This is a genomic window from Gammaproteobacteria bacterium, assembly GCA_017999615.1.
Taxonomy (GTDB): Bacteria; Pseudomonadota; Gammaproteobacteria; order JAABTG01; family JAABTG01; genus JAGNLM01.
Genome location: JAGNLM010000001.1, coordinates 396,767 through 414,230 on the forward strand (window position 1 = coordinate 396,767; position 17,464 = coordinate 414,230).

14 protein-coding genes are annotated in these 17,464 nt (G+C 71.0%); 10 read left to right on the plus strand and 4 right to left on the minus strand.

What is annotated here, in order from left to right:
- Nucleotides 1-509: 509 nt before the first annotated feature.
- Complete coding sequence (gene nadA, locus KA217_01725; GenBank protein MBP7711173.1) at nt 510-1,571, plus strand: quinolinate synthase NadA; 1,062 nt, start codon at nt 510-512, stop codon at nt 1,569-1,571.
- Between the two features lie 78 nt (nt 1,572-1,649).
- Here the strand turns inward: nadA and KA217_01730 are convergent, their stop codons facing one another.
- On the minus strand, nt 1,650-2,321 hold the full coding sequence (locus tag KA217_01730) for a DedA family protein (protein ID MBP7711174.1): 672 nt from the start codon (nt 2,319-2,321) through the stop codon (nt 1,650-1,652).
- Between the two features lie 211 nt (nt 2,322-2,532).
- Between KA217_01730 and KA217_01735 the strand changes: the two genes are divergently transcribed.
- The 5 genes from KA217_01735 (at nt 2,533) to KA217_01755 (ending at nt 7,596) form a co-directional block, all read left to right on the plus strand.
- Nucleotides 2,533-3,438: a hypothetical protein gene (locus KA217_01735; protein MBP7711175.1), complete on the plus strand. Its 906-nt coding sequence runs from the start codon at nt 2,533-2,535 to the stop codon at nt 3,436-3,438.
- A 23-nt stretch (nt 3,439-3,461) separates the two neighbouring features.
- Entirely contained in the window at nt 3,462-4,271 is an 810-nt protein-coding gene (locus tag KA217_01740; GenBank protein ID MBP7711176.1) for an ABC transporter ATP-binding protein, read from the plus strand.
- 35 nt (nt 4,272-4,306) lie between these two features.
- Nucleotides 4,307-5,074 (plus strand): ABC transporter permease, encoded by a 768-nt coding sequence (locus KA217_01745; GenBank protein MBP7711177.1) that lies wholly within the window; start codon nt 4,307-4,309, stop codon nt 5,072-5,074.
- Between the two features lie 96 nt (nt 5,075-5,170).
- On the plus strand, nt 5,171-6,517 hold the full coding sequence (locus KA217_01750; GenBank protein MBP7711178.1) for a sodium-dependent transporter: 1,347 nt from the start codon (nt 5,171-5,173) through the stop codon (nt 6,515-6,517).
- 158 nt (nt 6,518-6,675) lie between these two features.
- The gene (locus tag KA217_01755; protein ID MBP7711179.1) at nt 6,676-7,596 is read left to right on the plus strand and encodes an FAD:protein FMN transferase; all 921 of its coding nucleotides are present in this window, start codon (nt 6,676-6,678) and stop codon (nt 7,594-7,596) included.
- A gap of 3 nt (nt 7,597-7,599) precedes the next feature.
- On the opposite strand, the gene KA217_01760 is transcribed toward KA217_01755, so the two are convergent.
- From KA217_01760 to ilvB, 3 genes are all read right to left on the minus strand, one after another.
- Nucleotides 7,600-7,788, minus strand: a complete 189-nt coding sequence (locus tag KA217_01760; protein MBP7711180.1) for a hypothetical protein — start codon at nt 7,786-7,788, stop codon at nt 7,600-7,602.
- A gap of 32 nt (nt 7,789-7,820) precedes the next feature.
- The gene (locus KA217_01765) at nt 7,821-10,448 is read right to left on the minus strand and encodes a DUF5110 domain-containing protein (GenBank protein MBP7711181.1); all 2,628 of its coding nucleotides are present in this window, start codon (nt 10,446-10,448) and stop codon (nt 7,821-7,823) included.
- Between the two features lie 151 nt (nt 10,449-10,599).
- Entirely contained in the window at nt 10,600-12,342 is a 1,743-nt protein-coding gene (ilvB, locus tag KA217_01770) for a biosynthetic-type acetolactate synthase large subunit (protein ID MBP7711182.1), read from the minus strand.
- A gap of 129 nt (nt 12,343-12,471) precedes the next feature.
- Between ilvB and KA217_01775 the strand changes: the two genes are divergently transcribed.
- From KA217_01775 to KA217_01790, 4 genes are all read left to right on the plus strand, one after another.
- Nucleotides 12,472-13,632: a hypothetical protein gene (locus tag KA217_01775; GenBank protein MBP7711183.1), complete on the plus strand. Its 1,161-nt coding sequence runs from the start codon at nt 12,472-12,474 to the stop codon at nt 13,630-13,632.
- Nucleotides 13,633-13,685: 53 nt separating this feature from the next.
- Nucleotides 13,686-15,293 (plus strand): imidazole glycerol phosphate synthase subunit HisF, encoded by a 1,608-nt coding sequence (hisF, locus tag KA217_01780; protein ID MBP7711184.1) that lies wholly within the window; start codon nt 13,686-13,688, stop codon nt 15,291-15,293.
- A gap of 93 nt (nt 15,294-15,386) precedes the next feature.
- Nucleotides 15,387-16,523: an ABC transporter substrate-binding protein gene (locus KA217_01785; protein ID MBP7711185.1), complete on the plus strand. Its 1,137-nt coding sequence runs from the start codon at nt 15,387-15,389 to the stop codon at nt 16,521-16,523.
- Nucleotides 16,524-16,585: 62 nt separating this feature from the next.
- Nucleotides 16,586-17,458, plus strand: a complete 873-nt coding sequence (locus tag KA217_01790) for a branched-chain amino acid ABC transporter permease (protein ID MBP7711186.1) — start codon at nt 16,586-16,588, stop codon at nt 17,456-17,458.
- Nucleotides 17,459-17,464: the final 6 nt, after the last annotated feature.

Consider the following 17,464-nt stretch of genomic DNA (forward strand, 5'->3'; position numbering starts at 1 on the left):
CCACCGGCCCAGCGGTTGCCCGACGTGCGCTTTCGCGAGACCCTGTTCCCTTCGGACCTTGAGTCCGTCCGCTCGCTGGTCGCGGCCACGGGCTTCTTCTCGGAGGAGGAGGTGGCCATCGCGGTGGAGCTCGTGGACGAGCGCCTGCGGCGGGGGCCCGTGTCGGGCTACGAGTTCGTCCTTGCCGAGGACAGCGGGGAACTGGTGGGCTACTCCTGTTACGGGCGTGTCTCCGGGACTGCCGCAAGCTGGGACCTCTACTGGATCGCCGTTGCCCCCGGTCGGCAGGGCCACGGGCTCGGCGCGCTCCTCCTGTCCCGCACCGAGGCCCTGGTGGGCTCGGCGGGGGGAGGCACGCTCTACGCGGAGACCTCCTCGCGGGGGCAGTACCGGCCCACGAGGGGCTTCTACGAGTCCATGGGCTTCGTGCAGGCGGCCTACCTGCCGGGCTTCTACGGCCCCGGGGACGGCAAGGTGGTCTACTCCAAGGTGGTGACTCCCGACTGACCATGGCCAAGAAAGTCATCGTTCCGGGCGGCCCCGTGCGCGACCACCCGCGCACCGCCGACGTGCTGGCGGCGACGCCCCGTCTGACGGGGCTCGAGCGGGCGCGGCTGGCGGAGCGGATCAAGCGCCTTCTCGCGGACCGCGACGCGGTGCTGGTCGCCCATTACTACACCGACCCCGACCTGCAGCAGTTGGCCGAGGAGACGGGTGGCCGGGTCGCGGACTCCCTGGAGATGGCCCGTTTCGGGCACACCCACCCCGCCTCGACGCTGGTCGTGGCCGGGGTCCGGTTCATGGGCGAAACGGCCAAGATCCTGAGCCCCGAGAAGCGGGTCCTGATGCCGACGCTGGAGGCGGACTGCTCGCTCGACCTGAGCTGCCCGGCCGAGGAGTTCTCGTCCTTCTGCGACGCCCACCCGGACCGCACGGCCGTGGTCTACGCCAACACGAGCGCCGCGGTGAAGGCCCGCGCCGACTGGGTCGTGACTTCCTCCATCGCCGTCGACGTGGTGCGCCACCTTCACGAGCGGGGCGAGCGCGTCGTCTGGGCCCCCGACCGGTACCTGGGGAGCTACATCCAGCGCGTCACGGGGGCGGACATGCTGGTGTGGCAGGGCTCCTGCGTGGTGCACGAGGAGTTCAGCGCCGAGGCGCTGGCTCGCCTGAAGGCGCTGCACCCGGAGGCTGCGGTGCTGGTCCACCCCGAGTCGCCGGAGGGCGTGGTGGCGCTCGCCGACGTCGTCGGCTCCACCAGTCAACTGGTCGAGGCGGCAGCTCGCCTGCCAAACCCCACGCTCATCGTGGCCACCGACAATGGCATCTTCTACCGGATGCGCCAGGCGGCCCCGGGCAAGCGGATCCTGGAGGCGCCCACCTCGGAGGGCTGCGTGAGCTGTGCCCACTGCCCCTGGATGGCCATGAACGGCCTGCAGAACCTTGCCCGCGTGCTGGAGACCGGAGAGAACGAGGTGCAGGTCGACGAAGAGGTCCGCCGCGGAGCCCTGCGTGCGACCCGGCGGATGATCGAGTTCGCGGCGGCGCGGCCGAAGGCGGCGGGGCGCTGACGCCCCGCGGTCTCCGGAACCGGCAGAGGTCTCGTCAGGACTTCTCGCCCGGCGAGGCCCCCCGTCGCCCCCGCGCCCTCACTCCGGCGCGGTTCCTGCCGGCGCCGCCTGCGGCTTCGCGCGCCGCGCCCGCCAGTACTCCACGACGCCCGGCATCACCGAGAGCACGATGATCACCAGGATCACGACGCTCAGGTTCTGCTTGACGATCGGCAGGTTGCCGAAGAGGTGGCCGGCACCGACGAAGCCGCCCACCCAGAGCAGGGTCCCGACCAGGCTGAAGCCGAGGAATCGGAGGTAGGGCATGCGTCCGACCCCGGCCACGAAGGGCGCGAAGGTCCGCACGATGGGCACGAAGCGCGCGATGATCACGGTGCGCCCGCCGTAGCGCCCGTAGAAGCGCTCGGTCCTCTCCAGGTGCTCCCGGCGGAAGAATCGGCCGGAGCCCTGGCTGAAGACCCGTGGGCCGACCCAGCGTCCCACCCAGTAGTTCAGGTTGTCGCCCGTCACCGCGGCCAGGAACAGGACGGCCATCAGCACCCGCACGTCCAACTGCCCGGCCCCCGTCAGGGTGCCCGCCACGAACAGCAGCGAGTCGCCCGGCAGGAAAGGCGTGACGACCAGGCCGGTCTCGGCGAAGACGATCAGGAACAGGATCCCGTAGACCCAGGCCCCGTACTGGGTGAGGAGCGAGCTCAGGTGGTGGTCGGGGTGCAGGATGAAGTCGAGCAGCGTGGACAGCAGTTCCATCGGCGGTGCTCCGGGTCGCGGGACGGGCCGACCGGGTCCGCCCAGGCGGCCCGGCTCACGAGGTCGCGGCATGATACACGTGGGGGTCCCCCGTCTGGGCTATCATGTCTCCCTCGCTCGCCCCGGTGCCTTCGGGGACGAGCCGGCTGCGGCCGGTGGCTGCGTGTGCCTCCGGCCGGAACGCGCGTTCACGACCGGTCGGAGTCAAGCCATGCAAGAGGAATCCGTAGGGGGGCGCCCCGGCGCCCATCGCCCTGAGGGCCGCATCGTCACGGCCCCGCCCAGGAAGCCGCTGCGGGGTTGGCGGGCCGGGTGGCTCGTGCTGGCGGTGGCCGTGGTCTCCGCCTTCCTTCCCCTGGGACGCGCGGCGGCCGAAGTGGTCGTCCTGATCCCGGGCTATCTGAGCGGGCCCCAGGACTGGAGGGTGAGCGGCGTGACCGGGGCCCTGTCGCGCTCCGGCTGGCGGGACGGTGGCGACCTGACCTGGGGTCCCCGCGGGCCCACGCCCCCTCCCGAGCCTGCCGCAGCCCCGCGCACCTTCTACACCGTGGCGTTGCCCACGGAGGCCGCGCTCGCCGTGCAGGCCCAGGTGCTCACGGCCTACCTGGGGCACGTGCGCTCCTGGCACCCCAACGAGGGGCTGGTGCTCGTGGGCCACTCCGCCGGAGGGCTGGTGGCCCGCCTGTACCTGGTGCAGAACCCCCAGGCGGGGGTCCACGGGCTGGTGACCATCGCAACACCGCACCTCGGCACCGACACCGCCGAGATCGGCTCCCTCATCGGCCAGACACCGCTCGCCTGGTTCGCCCCGATGGTCGGGGCGGGGACCCTCAACCGGTCCCAGGCGCTCTACCGTGACCTCTCCCGGGAGAATCCCCAGGGGATCCTGTTCTGGCTCAACCGCCAGCCTCACCCGGCCGTCCACTACGTCTCGGTCGTGCGCTCCGACGACAGCTTCCTCGGAGACATGGTCGTGCCCACCGGCAGCCAGGACATGAACCAGGTGCCTGCGTTGCGCGGGCGCTCCCTGCGGGTGGACGTCCGGGACGGGCACGGCCTGGGGGCGGGGGACGGTCGGGCGCTGGTCGAGATCCTGGAGCGCATGCGCCGCTCGTGACGTCCCCGGCAGCGGTCGAGCCCCTGCCCCCGCCCGGGCGGGCCGCCAACGCCGCCGCGGGGGAGGGCGGTGTCGTCCCAGCGAAGGGCCGCACGGAGACGGAGGATGCGATCCGGGTCGAGGGCCTGACCCGGCGTTTCGGTGCGGTCACGGCCGTGGACGGCATCTCCTTCCGGGTGACGCGGGGCTCCGTCTGCGCCCTCCTGGGGGGCAACGGCGCCGGCAAGACCACCACCATCTCGATGCTCCTCGGGCTGCTCCTCCCGACCTCCGGGTCGGTCCGGCTGCTCGGGGTGGATATGCTCGCCGACCGCTACCGGGTGCTGCCCCGCATCGGTTTCAGCTCGCCCTACGTCGACCTGCCCCAGCGCCTGACCGTTGCCCAGAACCTGGAGGTGTACGCGCGCCTGTTCGGGGTCCCGGACCGAAGGCGGCGCCTGGGCGAGCTGGCCGCCGACCTCGACCTGGGGGAGCTGCTGACCAGGACCTACGGGTCCCTCTCGGCGGGGCAGCGCACGCGCGTGGCGATCGCCAAGGCGCTCCTCAACCGGCCCGATCTCCTGCTGCTGGACGAGCCGACGGCGTCCCTCGACCCGGATTCGGCGGACCGCCTGCGGGGCTACCTCCTCGACTACCTGAGCGCGAGCGGAGCGACCGCGCTGCTCGCCTCCCACAACATGGTCGAGGTCGAGCGTCTCTGCGACCAGGTGCTGGTGATGAAGCAGGGGCGGATCGTGGAGCGGGGGAGCCCCGCCGAGCTCCTCGGCCGCTACGGTCTCGGGACGATGGAACAGGTCTTCCTCGACATCGCCCGCCGGGAGGACCGGACGTGACGCCGGGGCTCGCCTCCGCAGGGCGGGTGTACGCGATGGTGCTGCGCTACAGCTACCTGCTCAGGGGCTCCTGGCCGCGGGTGCTGGAGCTGGCCTACTGGCCGACCGTGCAGATGATCCTCTGGGGCCTCATCAACCAGTTCATGGCCGCGCAGAGCGCCTGGGTGGCCCAGGCCGCAGGTCTGTTCATCGCGGCCGTCCTGCTCTGGGACGTGCTGTTCCGGGCCCAACTCGGGGTCTCGGTGGTGTTCTTCGAGGAGATGTACTCGCGCAATCTGGGCCACCTGTTCACGAGCCCGCTGCGGCCCTCCGAACTGGTGCTGGCCCTGCTCGTCATCAGCCTGCTGCGCACGCTCATCGGCGTCGGCGTGGCGTCCGTGCTGGCGGCCGTGCTGTACCAGTACTCGGTGTTCTCCATGGGGCTCGCGCTGCTCGCCTTCTTCTCCAACCTCCTCGTCATGGGCTGGGCCGTCGGTCTGGTGGTGGTGGCTTTCGTGCTGCGCTACGGCCTGGGGGCGGAGAACCTCGCCTGGGCCATCATCTTCGCGGTGGCCCCCGTCACGGGGGTCTACTACCCCATTTCCAACCTGCCGGAATGGCTGCAGCCGCTGGCCTGGGCGCTGCCCTCGAGCAGCGTCTTCGAGGGGATGAGGGCGGTGCTGATCGACGGGGTTTTCCGCGTCGACCTGTTCTGGCAGGCGGTCGTCCTGAGCGCGGTGTACCTGGCGGCGGGCTGGGGGCTCTTCCTGCACGCCTTCCAGGTCGCCCGGGACCGGGACCTGTTGCTCCACGTGGGGGAGTAGGGCCGGGAATTGACCGCTGGCGCCCGCCTGCTAGGGTAGTTGGGGGGCGCGCCCGCCCGGGTGGCGCCAGAAGGGCTCGCATCGGGGGAAGAGAACGTGGCAGCGCGTGCGCACTGGACCAGCCGGTTGGGGTTCATCCTGGCCGCGGCGGGCTCCGCCGTGGGGCTCGGGAACATCTGGAAGTTCCCCTACATGACCGGCGAGAACGGAGGCGGGGCCTTCGTGCTGGTGTACCTCCTCTGCGTGCTCGGGGTCGGCTTGCCGATCCTGATCGCGGAGGTCTACATCGGCCGGGAGAGCCAGCGCAACGTGGTCCAGGCGTTCGAGGCCCTGGACCGCCCACGCTCCCCCTGGAAGGTCACGGGGTGGCTCGGCCTGGTCACGGCCTTCCTCATCCTCTCCTTCTACAGCGTGGTGGGTGGGTGGGTCCTGGACTTCCTGGTCAAGGCCCTGCGGGGGCAGCTGACGGGCCGGGACGCGGGCGCCGTCGGCGGCTACCTGGAGCAGCTCTTCCACAGCCCCTGGGCGATGGTGTTCTGGCACACGGTGTTCATGGCGCTCACCGTCGTCATCGTGGCGCGCGGAGTGGCCGGAGGGATCGAGCGGGCCAACCGGATCATGATGCCGGCGCTGTTCCTGCTCCTCCTCTTCCTGGTGGTGAGAGCCTTCGGGATGCCGGGCTTCGAGCCCGCGGTGGCGTTCCTGTTCAGCCCTCGCTTCGAGGACCTGACCTGGTCCTCGGCGCTGCAGGCCGCGGGGCAGGCGTTCTTCTCCCTGTCCCTCGGGATGGGCGCCATGGTCACGTACGGCAGCTACCTCACGCGGGGGGAGAGCATCCCCCGCATCACGGCGGTCGTTGCGGTCATGGACACCGTCGTCTCCCTGCTGGCCGGGGTGGTAGTGTTCTCCGTCGTCTTCACCTTCGGCCAGGAGCCGGCGGCGGGTCCGACGCTGATGTTCGTGAACCTGCCCCTGCTGTTCCAGCAGATGACCGGCGGCTACCTGGTGGCCTTGGCCTTCTTCCTGCTCATCGCCTTCGCGGCGCTCACCTCCGCCATCTCGCTCCTCGAGGTCGTGGTGGCCTACGCCGACGAGGTGCACGGCTGGCCGCGGCCGCGGACGGCGCTCCTCATGGGCGCCGCCATCTACGCCCTGGGGCTGCTCGCCGCGCTCTCCTTCAACGTGCTGGGCGACGTGAAGGTGGCGGGCCACAACTTCTTCGACCTCTTCGACGACGTCAGCTCGAACCTGACGCTGCCTCTGGGGGGCGTGCTGATCGCGGTCTTCTACGGCTGGGTCCTCGGGCGGGACGCGGTCCTGCGCACCTTCGACGGGCGGGGGCCCCGGGTCCTGCGGGAGGGGCTCCTGTGGGCGGTGCGCGTGCTCGCGCCGGCGGCGGTTGCCTACCTGCTGGTCAGGGGGCTGGCGGGCCTCTGGGCCTGACCGCGGCCGGCGGCTCCGTGGCCGACGCTCTCGCCCCGGGGACTCTCCGGCCCAGGTGGTCCGCCACCCTTCGTTCGGCGGCGGTGTGGCTCCTCGCCCCCGCACTCCTCGCGGCCTGTTCCGATCCGGGTGAGCTGCTCGAGGTCACCGGGTCCACCATGGGGACCACCTACTCGGTGAAGGTGGTCGGGCCGCCCGACGGGCTCGGGGAGGGGGCCCTTCGCGCGGAAGTCGAAGGCGTGCTGCGGGCCGTGAACGGGGCCATGTCCACGTATGACGCGGACTCCGAGCTCTCGCGCTTCAACCGATCCCGGGACACCGGCTGGGTGGCGGCCTCGCCCGAGCTGGTGGCGGTCCTCGCCGAGGCCGACCGGGTGAGCCGCTTGTCGGGGGGTGCCTTCGACGTCACGGTCGGCCCACTGGTGAACCTCTGGGGTTTCGGCCCCGGCGGGGGCGGGGACCGGGTGCCGCCCGAGGAGGAGGTCGCCGCGGCCAGCGCCCGGGTGGGGTACGCCCATCTGGAGGTGAGACCCTCGCCGCCGGCCGTCCGCAAGGCCGTCCCCGACCTCTACGTGGACCTCTCCGCGATCGCAAAGGGCTACGGGGTCGACCGGGTGGCCGGCCGCCTCGGGGAGCTCGGGGTCGACCGCTACCTGGTGGAGATCGGGGGCGAGGTCCGCGGGCTCGGCCACAACGCGCGGGGGATGCCCTGGAGGTTGGCCATCGAGCGCCCCGTCCCCGGTGAGAGGGCGGCGTACGCCGCGATCGAGGTGGACGGCGTGGGCGTGGCCACCTCCGGGGACTACCGCAACTTCTTCGAGCGGGACGGGCGGCGCTATTCCCACACCATCGACCCGTCCACCGGCCGCCCGGTCACCCACGACCTGGCCTCGGTCACCGTGGTGAGCGCCACCTGTACGACGGCCGACGCCCTGGCCACCGCGCTGAACGTCCTGGGACCCCAGGCGGGCTACGCACTCGCAGAGCGGCAGGGGATCGCGGCCTTCTTCATCGCCCGCGAAGACCTGGGTCTCGTGCACCGGGCCACGACGGCCTTCGCCCGCCACGGCAGGCCCTAGGCGTCACCGGCTCCGGCGGCACTTGTTGCAGCGCGGCTGGTTGCGGAACTCCAGGCGCCCCTTTCCCATCCGGCGCATGCCCACCTCCGGCATCGGCACCAGCTGCCCGCAGCCGGAGCACAGGACGAAGACGTTGCTGAGGACCAGCTTCACGCCGGACACGGGTTCCTCGTAGACGTAGCGCTTGCCCATGCGGTCCTCTCCTGCGGGGCCCGGGACGCCCTCTAGCGCGTCTCGAGCGTAAACGCGAAAGCCTTCTCATCGGACACCGGCCGCGGGCCCGAGCGGGCGACGACCCGCCGCGGCCCCGCGGGCGCCCACCCGTCGGGGGCCGCCTCGAGCCCGGCGAGGTCCTCGCGCGGCGCCAGATCGACCCCGTTCAGGGTGACTGCGGTGACTCGGGCCCCGTCGAAGACCAGCTCGACCCGGTGGTCCCGCTGCTGAGGGGCCCCGGCGTAGGTGCCCCTCGCGGCGGCGACGGTCACCGAGGCCCGCCTGCCATCCCCCGCGAGCGCTTGGGAGATGTCGGTCTCGCGGACCTCCCCGCGCTGGTAGGCGACGCTCTCCCCGTCGTCCTCGTAGAGCGTGAACCGCGTCGGATCCTTTGCCGCGTACACCCGGACGACGAACTCGTCGCGGGTCGACCCGTCGGCACGCTGGCCCGCGACGTTCAGGGACTGCCCGTCCACCGCCATGCGCGGCACGATGGCGCCTGCGCGGGCGAAGACCGGGGGGCGCAGCAGGCCTGTCTGCCGCAGGGGGCGCGCCGGGAAGGTCTCTCCCTGGCTCACGAGCCTCTCGTCGGTCCAGTAGTCGACCCATTCCCCTTTCGGGAGATAGACGTCCCGGTGCGCCGCGCCCGTTTCCGTGAGGGTGGCGACCAGGAGGTCTCGCCCGAGGAGCTTCTCGTCGCCGAGCTCCCGCACCCGGGGGTCCTCCGGGTAGTGGAACACGAGCGGCGGGACCAGCGGTTCGCCGGCCCGCCAGGCGCGATGGGCGAGGGAGTAGAGGTAGGGGGTGATCGCGACCCGCTCGCGCAGGTTCGCGAGGTTGCTCTCGCGCTCGCCGACCCGGTCGGGTGCCGTCTCCTTACAGTTGCAGAGGTTCTCGGTGTGGGGGCGCAGCGGCACGTCGAGCCAGGCGCTGGTGGCGAACCAGCGCGTGTAGAGGTCGTCCAGCGCGGCCCCGGTGAGTCCCCGGCGCAGAAAACCGCCCACGTCCGAGCCGAAGTAGTCGATGCCCGAGAACGACATGTGCAGCTGGGCGTTCAGGTGGGTCGCGAGGCTCTCGAGGTTGGAAGCGATGTCCCCTGAGGTCATGGCGACCCCGTGGCGCTGGATGCCGGCCGTTCCCGTGCGGGAGAGCACGAACGGGCGGCGCGCGACCCCCTTGCGCCGGTAGCCCCGTGCGATCCCCTCGGCCCACTTCAGGTTGTAAGCGTTGTGCCAGTCGGCGTGGGCGTGGCCCTCGGGCTCCACCCCGTGGGCCCAGTCGGGTGGGTCGCCGGGGGAGTCGATGGCGTCGTACATCTCGGGCTCGCCCAGGTCGACCCAGTGGCCCAGCACCCCGTCCTCGATGAGCGGCTGGCGCTTCAGGTCGTGCCAGTAGTCGGCGGCCGCGTCCAGGGTCCAGTCGATCATCCCGCCGCGGCCCCACCAGTTGTTTGTGTTGATGTCACTCACGCCGTCGAGGTAGACGGGGGGGCAGTCCGCGCAGCCCGCGCGGACGAGGAAGCCCCGGGCGGCGAGGTCCGCGTGCTCTGGTAGCCCCCGGGCGACGTAGGACTCCTCGATCGGCAGGATACCGACTCCGTCCTGCTCGCGCAGGCGCGCAAGCTTCTCCCTCGCACCGGGGAAGTGGGCCGTGTCCCAGGTCGTGCGGCCCATGGGGCTGTCCTCGGAGTCGCGCACGACGCCGCCGAACCAGGGCAGGTCGAGCACGAAGCCGTCCACGGGAAACCGGCCGGCACGCAGCGTCCGGAGTTTCCCTTCCAGCTCGCCCCAGTCGTCGTAGCCCCACTCCGAGACCCAAAGGCCGAAGAGCTTGCGGGGCGGAACGGGTGGGCGCCCGGTCAGGTCCAGGTACGCCGCACGGGTGGCCGGGAGGTCCGGACCCGCGAAGACGTAGCCGCGGACGGTCCGGGCCGCCGTCTCGACCTTCCAGGGGTCGCCGGTCAGGTCCCAGCGCTGGCGATAGAGGTCGTCGAGGAACAGGGCGAACGCGATGCCGCCCGCCCCGAGACCGTAGAGGACGGGGACCTGCACGTTGCCGACGGTCCCGCCGCCGAACTCCACCATCCGGTTGCCGTGCTCGCTGCCTGACTCGCGCACCCGGCCGGTCCAGTCGCCGTGGGCGCTGCCGAGGTCCACGAACTGCGCGCCGAGGCCGTAGGCGTGGCTCATGGTGGTTGCGATGTCCACGCCTCGCTCGGCGCCCGAGACCGGGCAGAGCGTGGCGAGCTCGGTGCCGGACCTGCGGTCGATCACCCCGAGACACAGGCTCGCCGCGTCCACCGTATACCGGGTCGTGGGGGTCTCCAGCACCTCCCCGGCGGCGCCCGAGCGCTCCAGCCGGGCAGGGCCGGGGTAGTCCGTCCGGTCCACCTGGGGTGTCACCCGGATCGGGCGCGCCGGGTCGGGGAGGGAGCCCCCGGAGCTCCACTCGAAATGGGCGAGCCGGTCGTCCAGCACCTCGAGCACCAGGTGCGACGCGCCCGACGAGAAGGTCAATCGCGGGACTTCGGCGTGAGCGCCTTCGGCGACCAGGCACGCGGTCAAGAACGCCAACAGCCAGTCACCACCAGGTCGTTCCACCGCTCCCTCGATGCCGAAGTGGCGTTGTCTGCCGACCACGGGGCGGGTTTCCGGGGCGGTCCTGCGGGACCGTATGCCGCCTGGACGGCGGCATACGAGCCTACAGGGACGTATTCACGGCGTGTCCCGCGGGGCCGTCCGGGGAGCTCGCGGCACTACGCCCCTCCCATCGAGCCGCCTCCATCGAGCCTCAGGACTCGATGATGTCCTCCAGTCCCTTTCCGGGCTGCACCATCGGCAGCACGTTCTCCGCCTTGTCGATCCAGACGTCCACCAGAACGGGGCCCGGGTCGGCGAGGGCCTCGCGCACCACCTCGTCGATCTTTCCCGGGTCGGCCAGGTGCAGGGTCCGCAACCGCGGATAGACGTACTGCAGGCCCATCAGGTTGGGCAGCTGGCGGCGGCAGGTCTGGTCCAGTTCGATGCAGGCGGGGTCGCAGTCGCAGTTGCGGGCCAGGCAGGTCTCGTAGTGGTGGCCACCGTCCATCATGTCTTCCCACTGCCGGACCATGCCCAGGTAGCTGTTGTTCAGCACGAACATCTTGAGCGGCACGCGGTTGGCGACCACCGTGGCGAGCTCCTGCAGGTTCATCTGGAAGCTCCCGTCGCCGTCGATCAGCACGACAGGCTGGTGGGGGTTCCCGAACCAGGCGCCGATCGCGGCGGGCAGGCCGAAGCCCATGGTGCCGAGGCCGCCGGAGCTGACCCACTGGCGGGGCCGCTGGAAGCGGTAGTACTGGGCGGCCCACATCTGGTGCTGACCGACTCCGGTCACGACGGTCGCGTTGCCCTCGGTCCACCGCGAGACGCTCTCGACCACGGCCTGGGGCTTTACGTACGGGGAGGCCGAGTAGGGCGTCGGCATGCGCGCCTTCCACTCGCGCACCTGGTCGAGCCACTTGCGGTGCTGCGCGGATGCGCCGGACTCGAGGCTGAACCGCAGGAAGTCCCTGGTGTCGGCGATGACCGCGAGGTCGGTGCGCACGGTCTTGTCGATCTCGGACGGGTCGATGTCCACGTGGGCGATGCGCTTGCCCGAGGCGAACCCCTGCACTGCCACCCGGTCGTCGAAACGCCCGCCGACGGTAAGGAGGAAATCGGAGTCCCGCAGGGCGTAGTTCGCCGGGATGGTGCCGTGCATGCCGGGCATCCCCAGGTTGTGCGGGAGGTCGTGGGGCAGGGCCCCGAGGGCGTTGAAGGTGGTGGTGACGGGTACGTCGAAGCGCTCTGCGAATTGACGCAGCTCGGCCGCCGCATTTGCGGTGATGATGCCCCCGCCCGCCTTCAGCACGGGCCGTCGCGCCTTCGCCAGGGCATCCAGGATGGCCAGGGTCCCCGTCGCGTCGAACGGCGTGCTTTCTCGGTGACGCTTGCGGGGGCGGTGCCTGTGCGCGCCCTGGGCGAGCTGGGCGCTCTTGCAGATGTCCACTACCACGGGGCCCGGGCGCCCGTGCGCGGCGATCGCGAACGCCTCGCGGAGAACCCAGTCCAGGTCCCGGACGTCCTTGACGAGGTAGTTGTGCTTGGAGATCGGCCGGGTGATGCCGACCGTGTCCACTTCCTGGAAGGCGTCGGTCCCGATGGCGCCGCTGGCCACCTGTCCGGTGATGAACACCGTCGGCACCGAATCCTTGTGGGCGTCGGCGATGGGCGTCACGAGATTCGTCGCGCCGGGTCCCGAGGTCGCCAGCGCGACCCCGGTGTTCCCGGTGACGCGCGCGTAGCCCTCGGCGGCGTGCCCGGCGCCGCCCTCCTGCCGGAACAGGATGAAGCGCGGCACCTTCTCGCCGCGGCGCATGCGTTTGTTGAGCTCCACGTGCAGCGGGATGACTGCACCGCCCGTGTGCCCGAAGATGTATTCGACGCCGAGGTCGACGAGCACATCGAAGAAGATGGAGGCCCCGGTGCGGGGCTGAGTCGCGCTGGATGACATCGGAAGGAAATATTTGAAGCCTCGTATCATCATACCCGTCCGCGGCGCTCGTGGAAGCGGTGCGGGCAGGACCATCCTTCGAAGCGCCCGGACCACGCGAAGGGCGACCACGACTCTTGTGGGGCAACCATGAGCGCCGAGCCGACGCTGCACGCGACCTCCGGACGGGCGGGGCAGGCGCCTCGCGCATTCCTCCGCGACTTCTGGCGCCTGGCGGGCCCCTACTGGCGTGCGAGAGGAGGGCGCGCGGCCCGCTGGCTGACGCTGGCCGTGGCGGTCCTGACCGTCGCCCAGGTGGGCATCCCTGTCGCCATCAACCTCTGGAGCGAGTGCCTCTTCGACACGCTGGAGCAGCGGGCGATGTCCAAGCTGTTCTGGCTGGTGGGGGTACTCGCGGTGATCCTTCTTTCCAACATCCTGATCACGACGGGCCACCTCTGGGTCAAGCGCCGGCTGCAGGTGGAATGGCGGGCGTGGCTCACGCAGCGGCTCACCGACGAGTGGATGCGGACGGGCAGGCACTACGCGCTGACCCTCGTGCCGGGGGACCACGACAACCCCGACGGCCGGATCGCGGAGGACGTGCGCATCGCCACCGAGCACGCCGTCGATCTGACCCACTCGCTGTTCTACTGCGTGCTGTTGCTCGCGAGCTTCACCCATATCCTGTGGTCCCTCTCCGGGCCGCCGCAGGTCGATTTCGGCAGCGCGAGCGTCTACCTGCCCGGCCATCTCGTGTGGGTCGCGTTGGCGTATGCCGCCCTCGGCACCTCGGCCACGCTTCTGCTGGGGCGCCCGCTGGTGCGGGCCGCGGGCCTGCGCCAGGTGCGCGAGGCCAGCTTCCGATTCGGCCTCGCCCACGCGCGCGAGGGCAGCCTCACCATCGCCCAGTTGCACACCGAGAGGGCGGAGCGGCGCCGTCTGGGCGACCTCTTCCGGGAGGCCGCCTGCGCCTGGGAGGGTCAGACGACGGCCCTCTGCAACCTGTTCGTCTTCTCCTCCGGGTGGTCGGTCCTCTCCCAGGCGTTTCCCATCCTGGTCGCGGCCCCGCGGTACATCTCCGGGAGCATCACGTTGGGGGTCCTGATGCAGTCGGCCCAGGCGTTTCAGCAGATGGTCGCAGCACTCGCCTGGCCCATCGACAACTTGCCGAAGTTCGCTGAGTGGCGAGCGTCCGCCGGACGGGTGCTGGGCCTGCACCGGGCCCTGGCCGGTCTCGGCGAGCGGGTGCGTCAGAGCGGTGCGGTGGCGGCGGGGGGCGAGGCCGGCTCGGGGCCGGGTGACCCGTGATACCATGCCTTCCGGTTGGCGAGGCCGGCGCCCGGCTGGCCCGATGAAGGCTCATGCGAGCGATCACGATCCTGGACTACGGCGCCGGCAACGTGCGGAGCGTTCGCAACGCGATCCGTCGGCTCGGTCACGAGGTGCGTGACGCCCGTGGCCCGGAGGACATCGCCCGTGCCGAGGTGTTGGTGTTCCCGGGTGTCGGCAGCTTCGGCAGCGCGATGGAGCGGCTGCACGCGGGCGGCTACGTGGAACCGTTGCGCCGGTACCTCCACGACGGACGCCCGTTCCTCGGGATCTGCCTCGGGCTGCAGACCCTGTTCGAAGGCAGCGAGGAGTTGCCGGGCGTTCCCGGCCTGGGGGTGATCCCCGGGCAGGTGCGGCGCTTCGAAGCGCCCGGCCTGTCGGTCCCGCACATGGGCTGGAACGGCCTGCGCCTGTCCCGCGACTCTCCGCTTCTTGCCGAATGTGCCGGGGAGAAGCTCTACTTCGTGCACTCCTACCGCGCCCTGCGGGAGCCGGCCAACGCCGGCTGGGTGCTGGCGCTCACGGACTACGGCGGCGAGTTCGTGAGCGCCGTCGAGCGTGGGGCCGTGGCCGCGGTCCAGTTCCACCCGGAGAAGAGCGGAGAGGCCGGACTGCGAGTCCTGCGGCGCTTCCTGTCCCGGGCGCTCGGCGGGGGCACCGTGCCGGGGGACACCGCGCCGGCGTCATCGCCGGCCGCCCCGACGCGCCTTGCCAAGCGCCTGATCGCGTGCCTCGACGTGCGCGCCGACGACGAGGGGGAACTGGTCGTCACCAAGGGTGATCGCTACGACGTCCGCGAGGGAGGGCGGGTACGCGACGTGGGCGACCCGGTCGAGCTCGCGCGCCGCTACTACGAGGAGGGCGCCGACGAGGTCACCTTCCTCAACATCACGGCCTTCCGGGACTCTCCGCTGGAGGACCAGCCCATGCTGGAGGTCCTGCGCCGGACCTCCGAGAACGTCTTCGTGCCGCTCACCATCGGCGGTGGGATCCGCGCGTACACCGACGCCGGGGGACGCCGCTACTCGGCCCTCGACGTGGCCTCCGAGTACTTCCGTTCCGGGGCGGACAAGATCTCCATCGGCAGCGACGCCGTCTACGCGGTCGAGGCCCTGCCTCGGACGGGCCGTGGCGACGGCGAAAGCTCCCTCGAGCAGATCGCCCGCGTCTACGGCAACCAGGCGGTGGTGGTCTCCGTCGACCCGCGCCGGGTGTACGTCCGCTCGCCTGCCGACACACCCCACCGGACCGTTCCCACCGCGCACCCCGGTCCGAACGGTGAGCGCTATTGCTGGTTCCAATGCACGGTGAAGGGCGGGCGCGAAGGGCGGGACCTGGACGCGGTGGAGTTTGCCCGGGGGGCCGAGGCGCTGGGGGCCGGCGAGGTCCTGCTCAACTCCATCGACCGGGACGGGACCGGGCTCGGTTTCGACCTCGAGCTCATCCTGGCGGTGCGCGAGGCGGTGTCCATTCCCGTCATCGCCTCGAGCGGTGCGGGGCGGGTCGAGCACTTCTCGGAGGTCTTCGAGCGCACGGGCGTGGAGGCCGCTCTCGCCGCCGGGATCTTTCACCGGCGGGAGGTTCCCATCGCCGACGTCAAGGCGCACCTGAAGGCCTGCGGCGTCGAGCTGCGCGCATAGGCGGAAGCCCGCCGTTTCGTTCGCGGCGGGCGGCAGGGTCGGGCCCCCGACGATGGGGCCCGCGGGCAACTGGCGGGGAGAGCTCGTATGCACATGCGCAAGAGGTTCTTCGGGCTGATTCTGGGTGCCGGCGTGCTGGCCGCCGGCTCGACCTTCGCGGCTGATCCCATCCGGATCGGAACGTTCCTCACCGTGACCGGTCCCGCTTCCTTTCTCGGCGACCCGGAGCTGCGCACGCTCCAGATGTACGTCGAGGAGCTGAACGCCAGGGGCGGCGTCCTCGGCCGCAAGCTCGAGCTCGTGCACTACGACACGGTGGGCCAGGCGAAGGAGGCGGTCACCTTCGTCAAACGACTCATCCAGAACGACGGGGTGGACGTCATCGTGGGCGGCTCGAGCACCGGCGACACCATGGCGGCCGTGCCCGAGGTGGAGAAGGCGGGGGTTCCGTTCATCTCCCTGGCGGGCGGTGTCGAGATTGTCGAGCCGGTGAAGAAGTGGGTCTTCAAGACACCCCACACGGACCGCATGGCCGCGATCCGCATCTTCGAGGACATGAAGAAGCGCGGGATCCGCAAGCTCGCCCTGATCTCCGGCGACGGCGGGTACGACAAGTCGGGGCGCAAGCAGGTCCTGGAGCTCGCGCCTTCGCACGGCCTTGAGGTGGTGGCCGACGAGTCCTACGGGAACAAGGACACGGACATGACCACCCAGCTCACCAAGATCCGCGCGACCGACGCCCAGGCCATCCTGAACTTCGGTTTCGGTGCGGCCCCGGCCATCGTGACCCGCAACGTCCGCCAGCTCGGCATCACGCTGCCGGTGTATCAATCGCACGGGGTGGGCTCCAAGAAGTTCATCGAGATGGCGGGCGAGGCGGCCGAGGGGGTGCGCCTGCCGGCCGCGGCGCTGGTGGTGGCCGAGCAGCTTGCCGACACCGACCCGCAGAAGAAGGTGCTGCTCGACTACAAGGCGAAGTTCCAGGCGAAACACGGCGAGGTGTCCACCTTTGGCGGGCACGCCTACGACGGGTTCTTCATCGCGATCGAGGCCATCCAGCGCGCCGGCGGCACCGAGCGGGCGCGCGTTCGGGACGAGATCGAGAAGACCCGCGGCTTCGTGGGGACGGCGGGGGTGTTCCACATGTCACCCCAGGACCACATGGGCCTCAGCGTGGACGCCTTCAAGATGGTGGAGGTGCGCAAGGGCAACTGGGTCATCATCGACTGAGCCTCGACGGGGGGAAGGGCGAAGGGGACGGCGCCCTGCTGCCCCCGGGACCACGGGACATGCTGGACTCGCTCCTGCAATTCCTCATCACCGGGGTCACCGTGGGCTCGACCTACGCCCTGGTCGGGCTCGGTTTCGCCATCATCTACAACGCGTCCGGCGTGGTGAACTTCGCCCAGGGCGAGTTCGTGATGATCGGGGCCATGGTCGCCATCAGCCTGCTGGGGGCCAGGACGCCCTTCCCCCTGGCGCTCCTGCTGGCGGTGATGGCGACGGTGGCGGTGGGCCTGGTGCTCGAAGCGCTCGCCGTGGAGCCGGCCCGGGGCGCCCCCGTGGTGACGCTCGTGATCATCACCATCGGTGCCTCCATCCTGCTGCGGGGAGTGGCGCTCCTCGTCTGGGGCAAGGACTTCCACGCCATGCCCCGCTTCTCCGGCGACACGCCGCTGCACCTGGGTAGCGCCACCCTGCTGCCGCAGAACCTGTGGGTGATGGGCGGCACCGCCGCGCTGGTCTTCGCGGTGCGGCAGTTCTTCCGGCGCACCAGCGTGGGCAAGGCGCTCCTCGCCTGTTCGTGCAACCGCACCGCGGCCCAGCTCATGGGGATCAACGTGCGCCGTATGATGCTGCTCGCCTACGGGCTGTCGGCGGCCCTCGGCGCGGTGGCGGGTCTCCTGGTGGCGCCGATCACCTTCACCTCCTACGACTCTGGCGTCATGCTGGGTTTGAAGGGCTTCTCCGCCGCCATCCTGGGCGGCATGGGCAACCCCATGGGCGCGGTCGCGGGAGGTCTGCTGCTCGGGGTCCTGGAGTCGCTCGCCGCCGGCCTCATCTCCTCCGGCTACAAGGATGCCATCGCCTTCGTGGTGGTCCTGCTGGTCCTGTTCCTGAGGCCGAGCGGGCTCTTCGGGAAGGGCGTGGTCGAGCGCGCGTGAAGGCGT

Bases quoted from the DNA above. Each gene is read 5' to 3' on its own strand.
- nadA (MBP7711173.1), top strand. From the start codon at position 510: ATGGCCAAGAAAGTCATCGTTCCGGGCGGCCCCGTGCGCGACCACCCG.
- KA217_01730 (MBP7711174.1), bottom strand. From the start codon at position 2,321: ATGGAACTGCTGTCCACGCTGCTCGACTTCATCCTGCACCCCGACCAC.
- KA217_01735 (MBP7711175.1), top strand. From the start codon at position 2,533: ATGCAAGAGGAATCCGTAGGGGGGCGCCCCGGCGCCCATCGCCCTGAG.
- KA217_01745 (MBP7711177.1), top strand. From the start codon at position 4,307: ATGGTGCTGCGCTACAGCTACCTGCTCAGGGGCTCCTGGCCGCGGGTG.
- KA217_01755 (MBP7711179.1), top strand. From the start codon at position 6,676: ATGGGGACCACCTACTCGGTGAAGGTGGTCGGGCCGCCCGACGGGCTC.
- KA217_01760 (MBP7711180.1), bottom strand. From the start codon at position 7,788: ATGGGCAAGCGCTACGTCTACGAGGAACCCGTGTCCGGCGTGAAGCTG.
- ilvB (MBP7711182.1), bottom strand. From the start codon at position 12,342: ATGTCATCCAGCGCGACTCAGCCCCGCACCGGGGCCTCCATCTTCTTC.
- KA217_01775 (MBP7711183.1), top strand. From the start codon at position 12,472: ATGAGCGCCGAGCCGACGCTGCACGCGACCTCCGGACGGGCGGGGCAG.
- hisF (MBP7711184.1), top strand. From the start codon at position 13,686: ATGCGAGCGATCACGATCCTGGACTACGGCGCCGGCAACGTGCGGAGC.
- KA217_01785 (MBP7711185.1), top strand. From the start codon at position 15,387: ATGCGCAAGAGGTTCTTCGGGCTGATTCTGGGTGCCGGCGTGCTGGCC.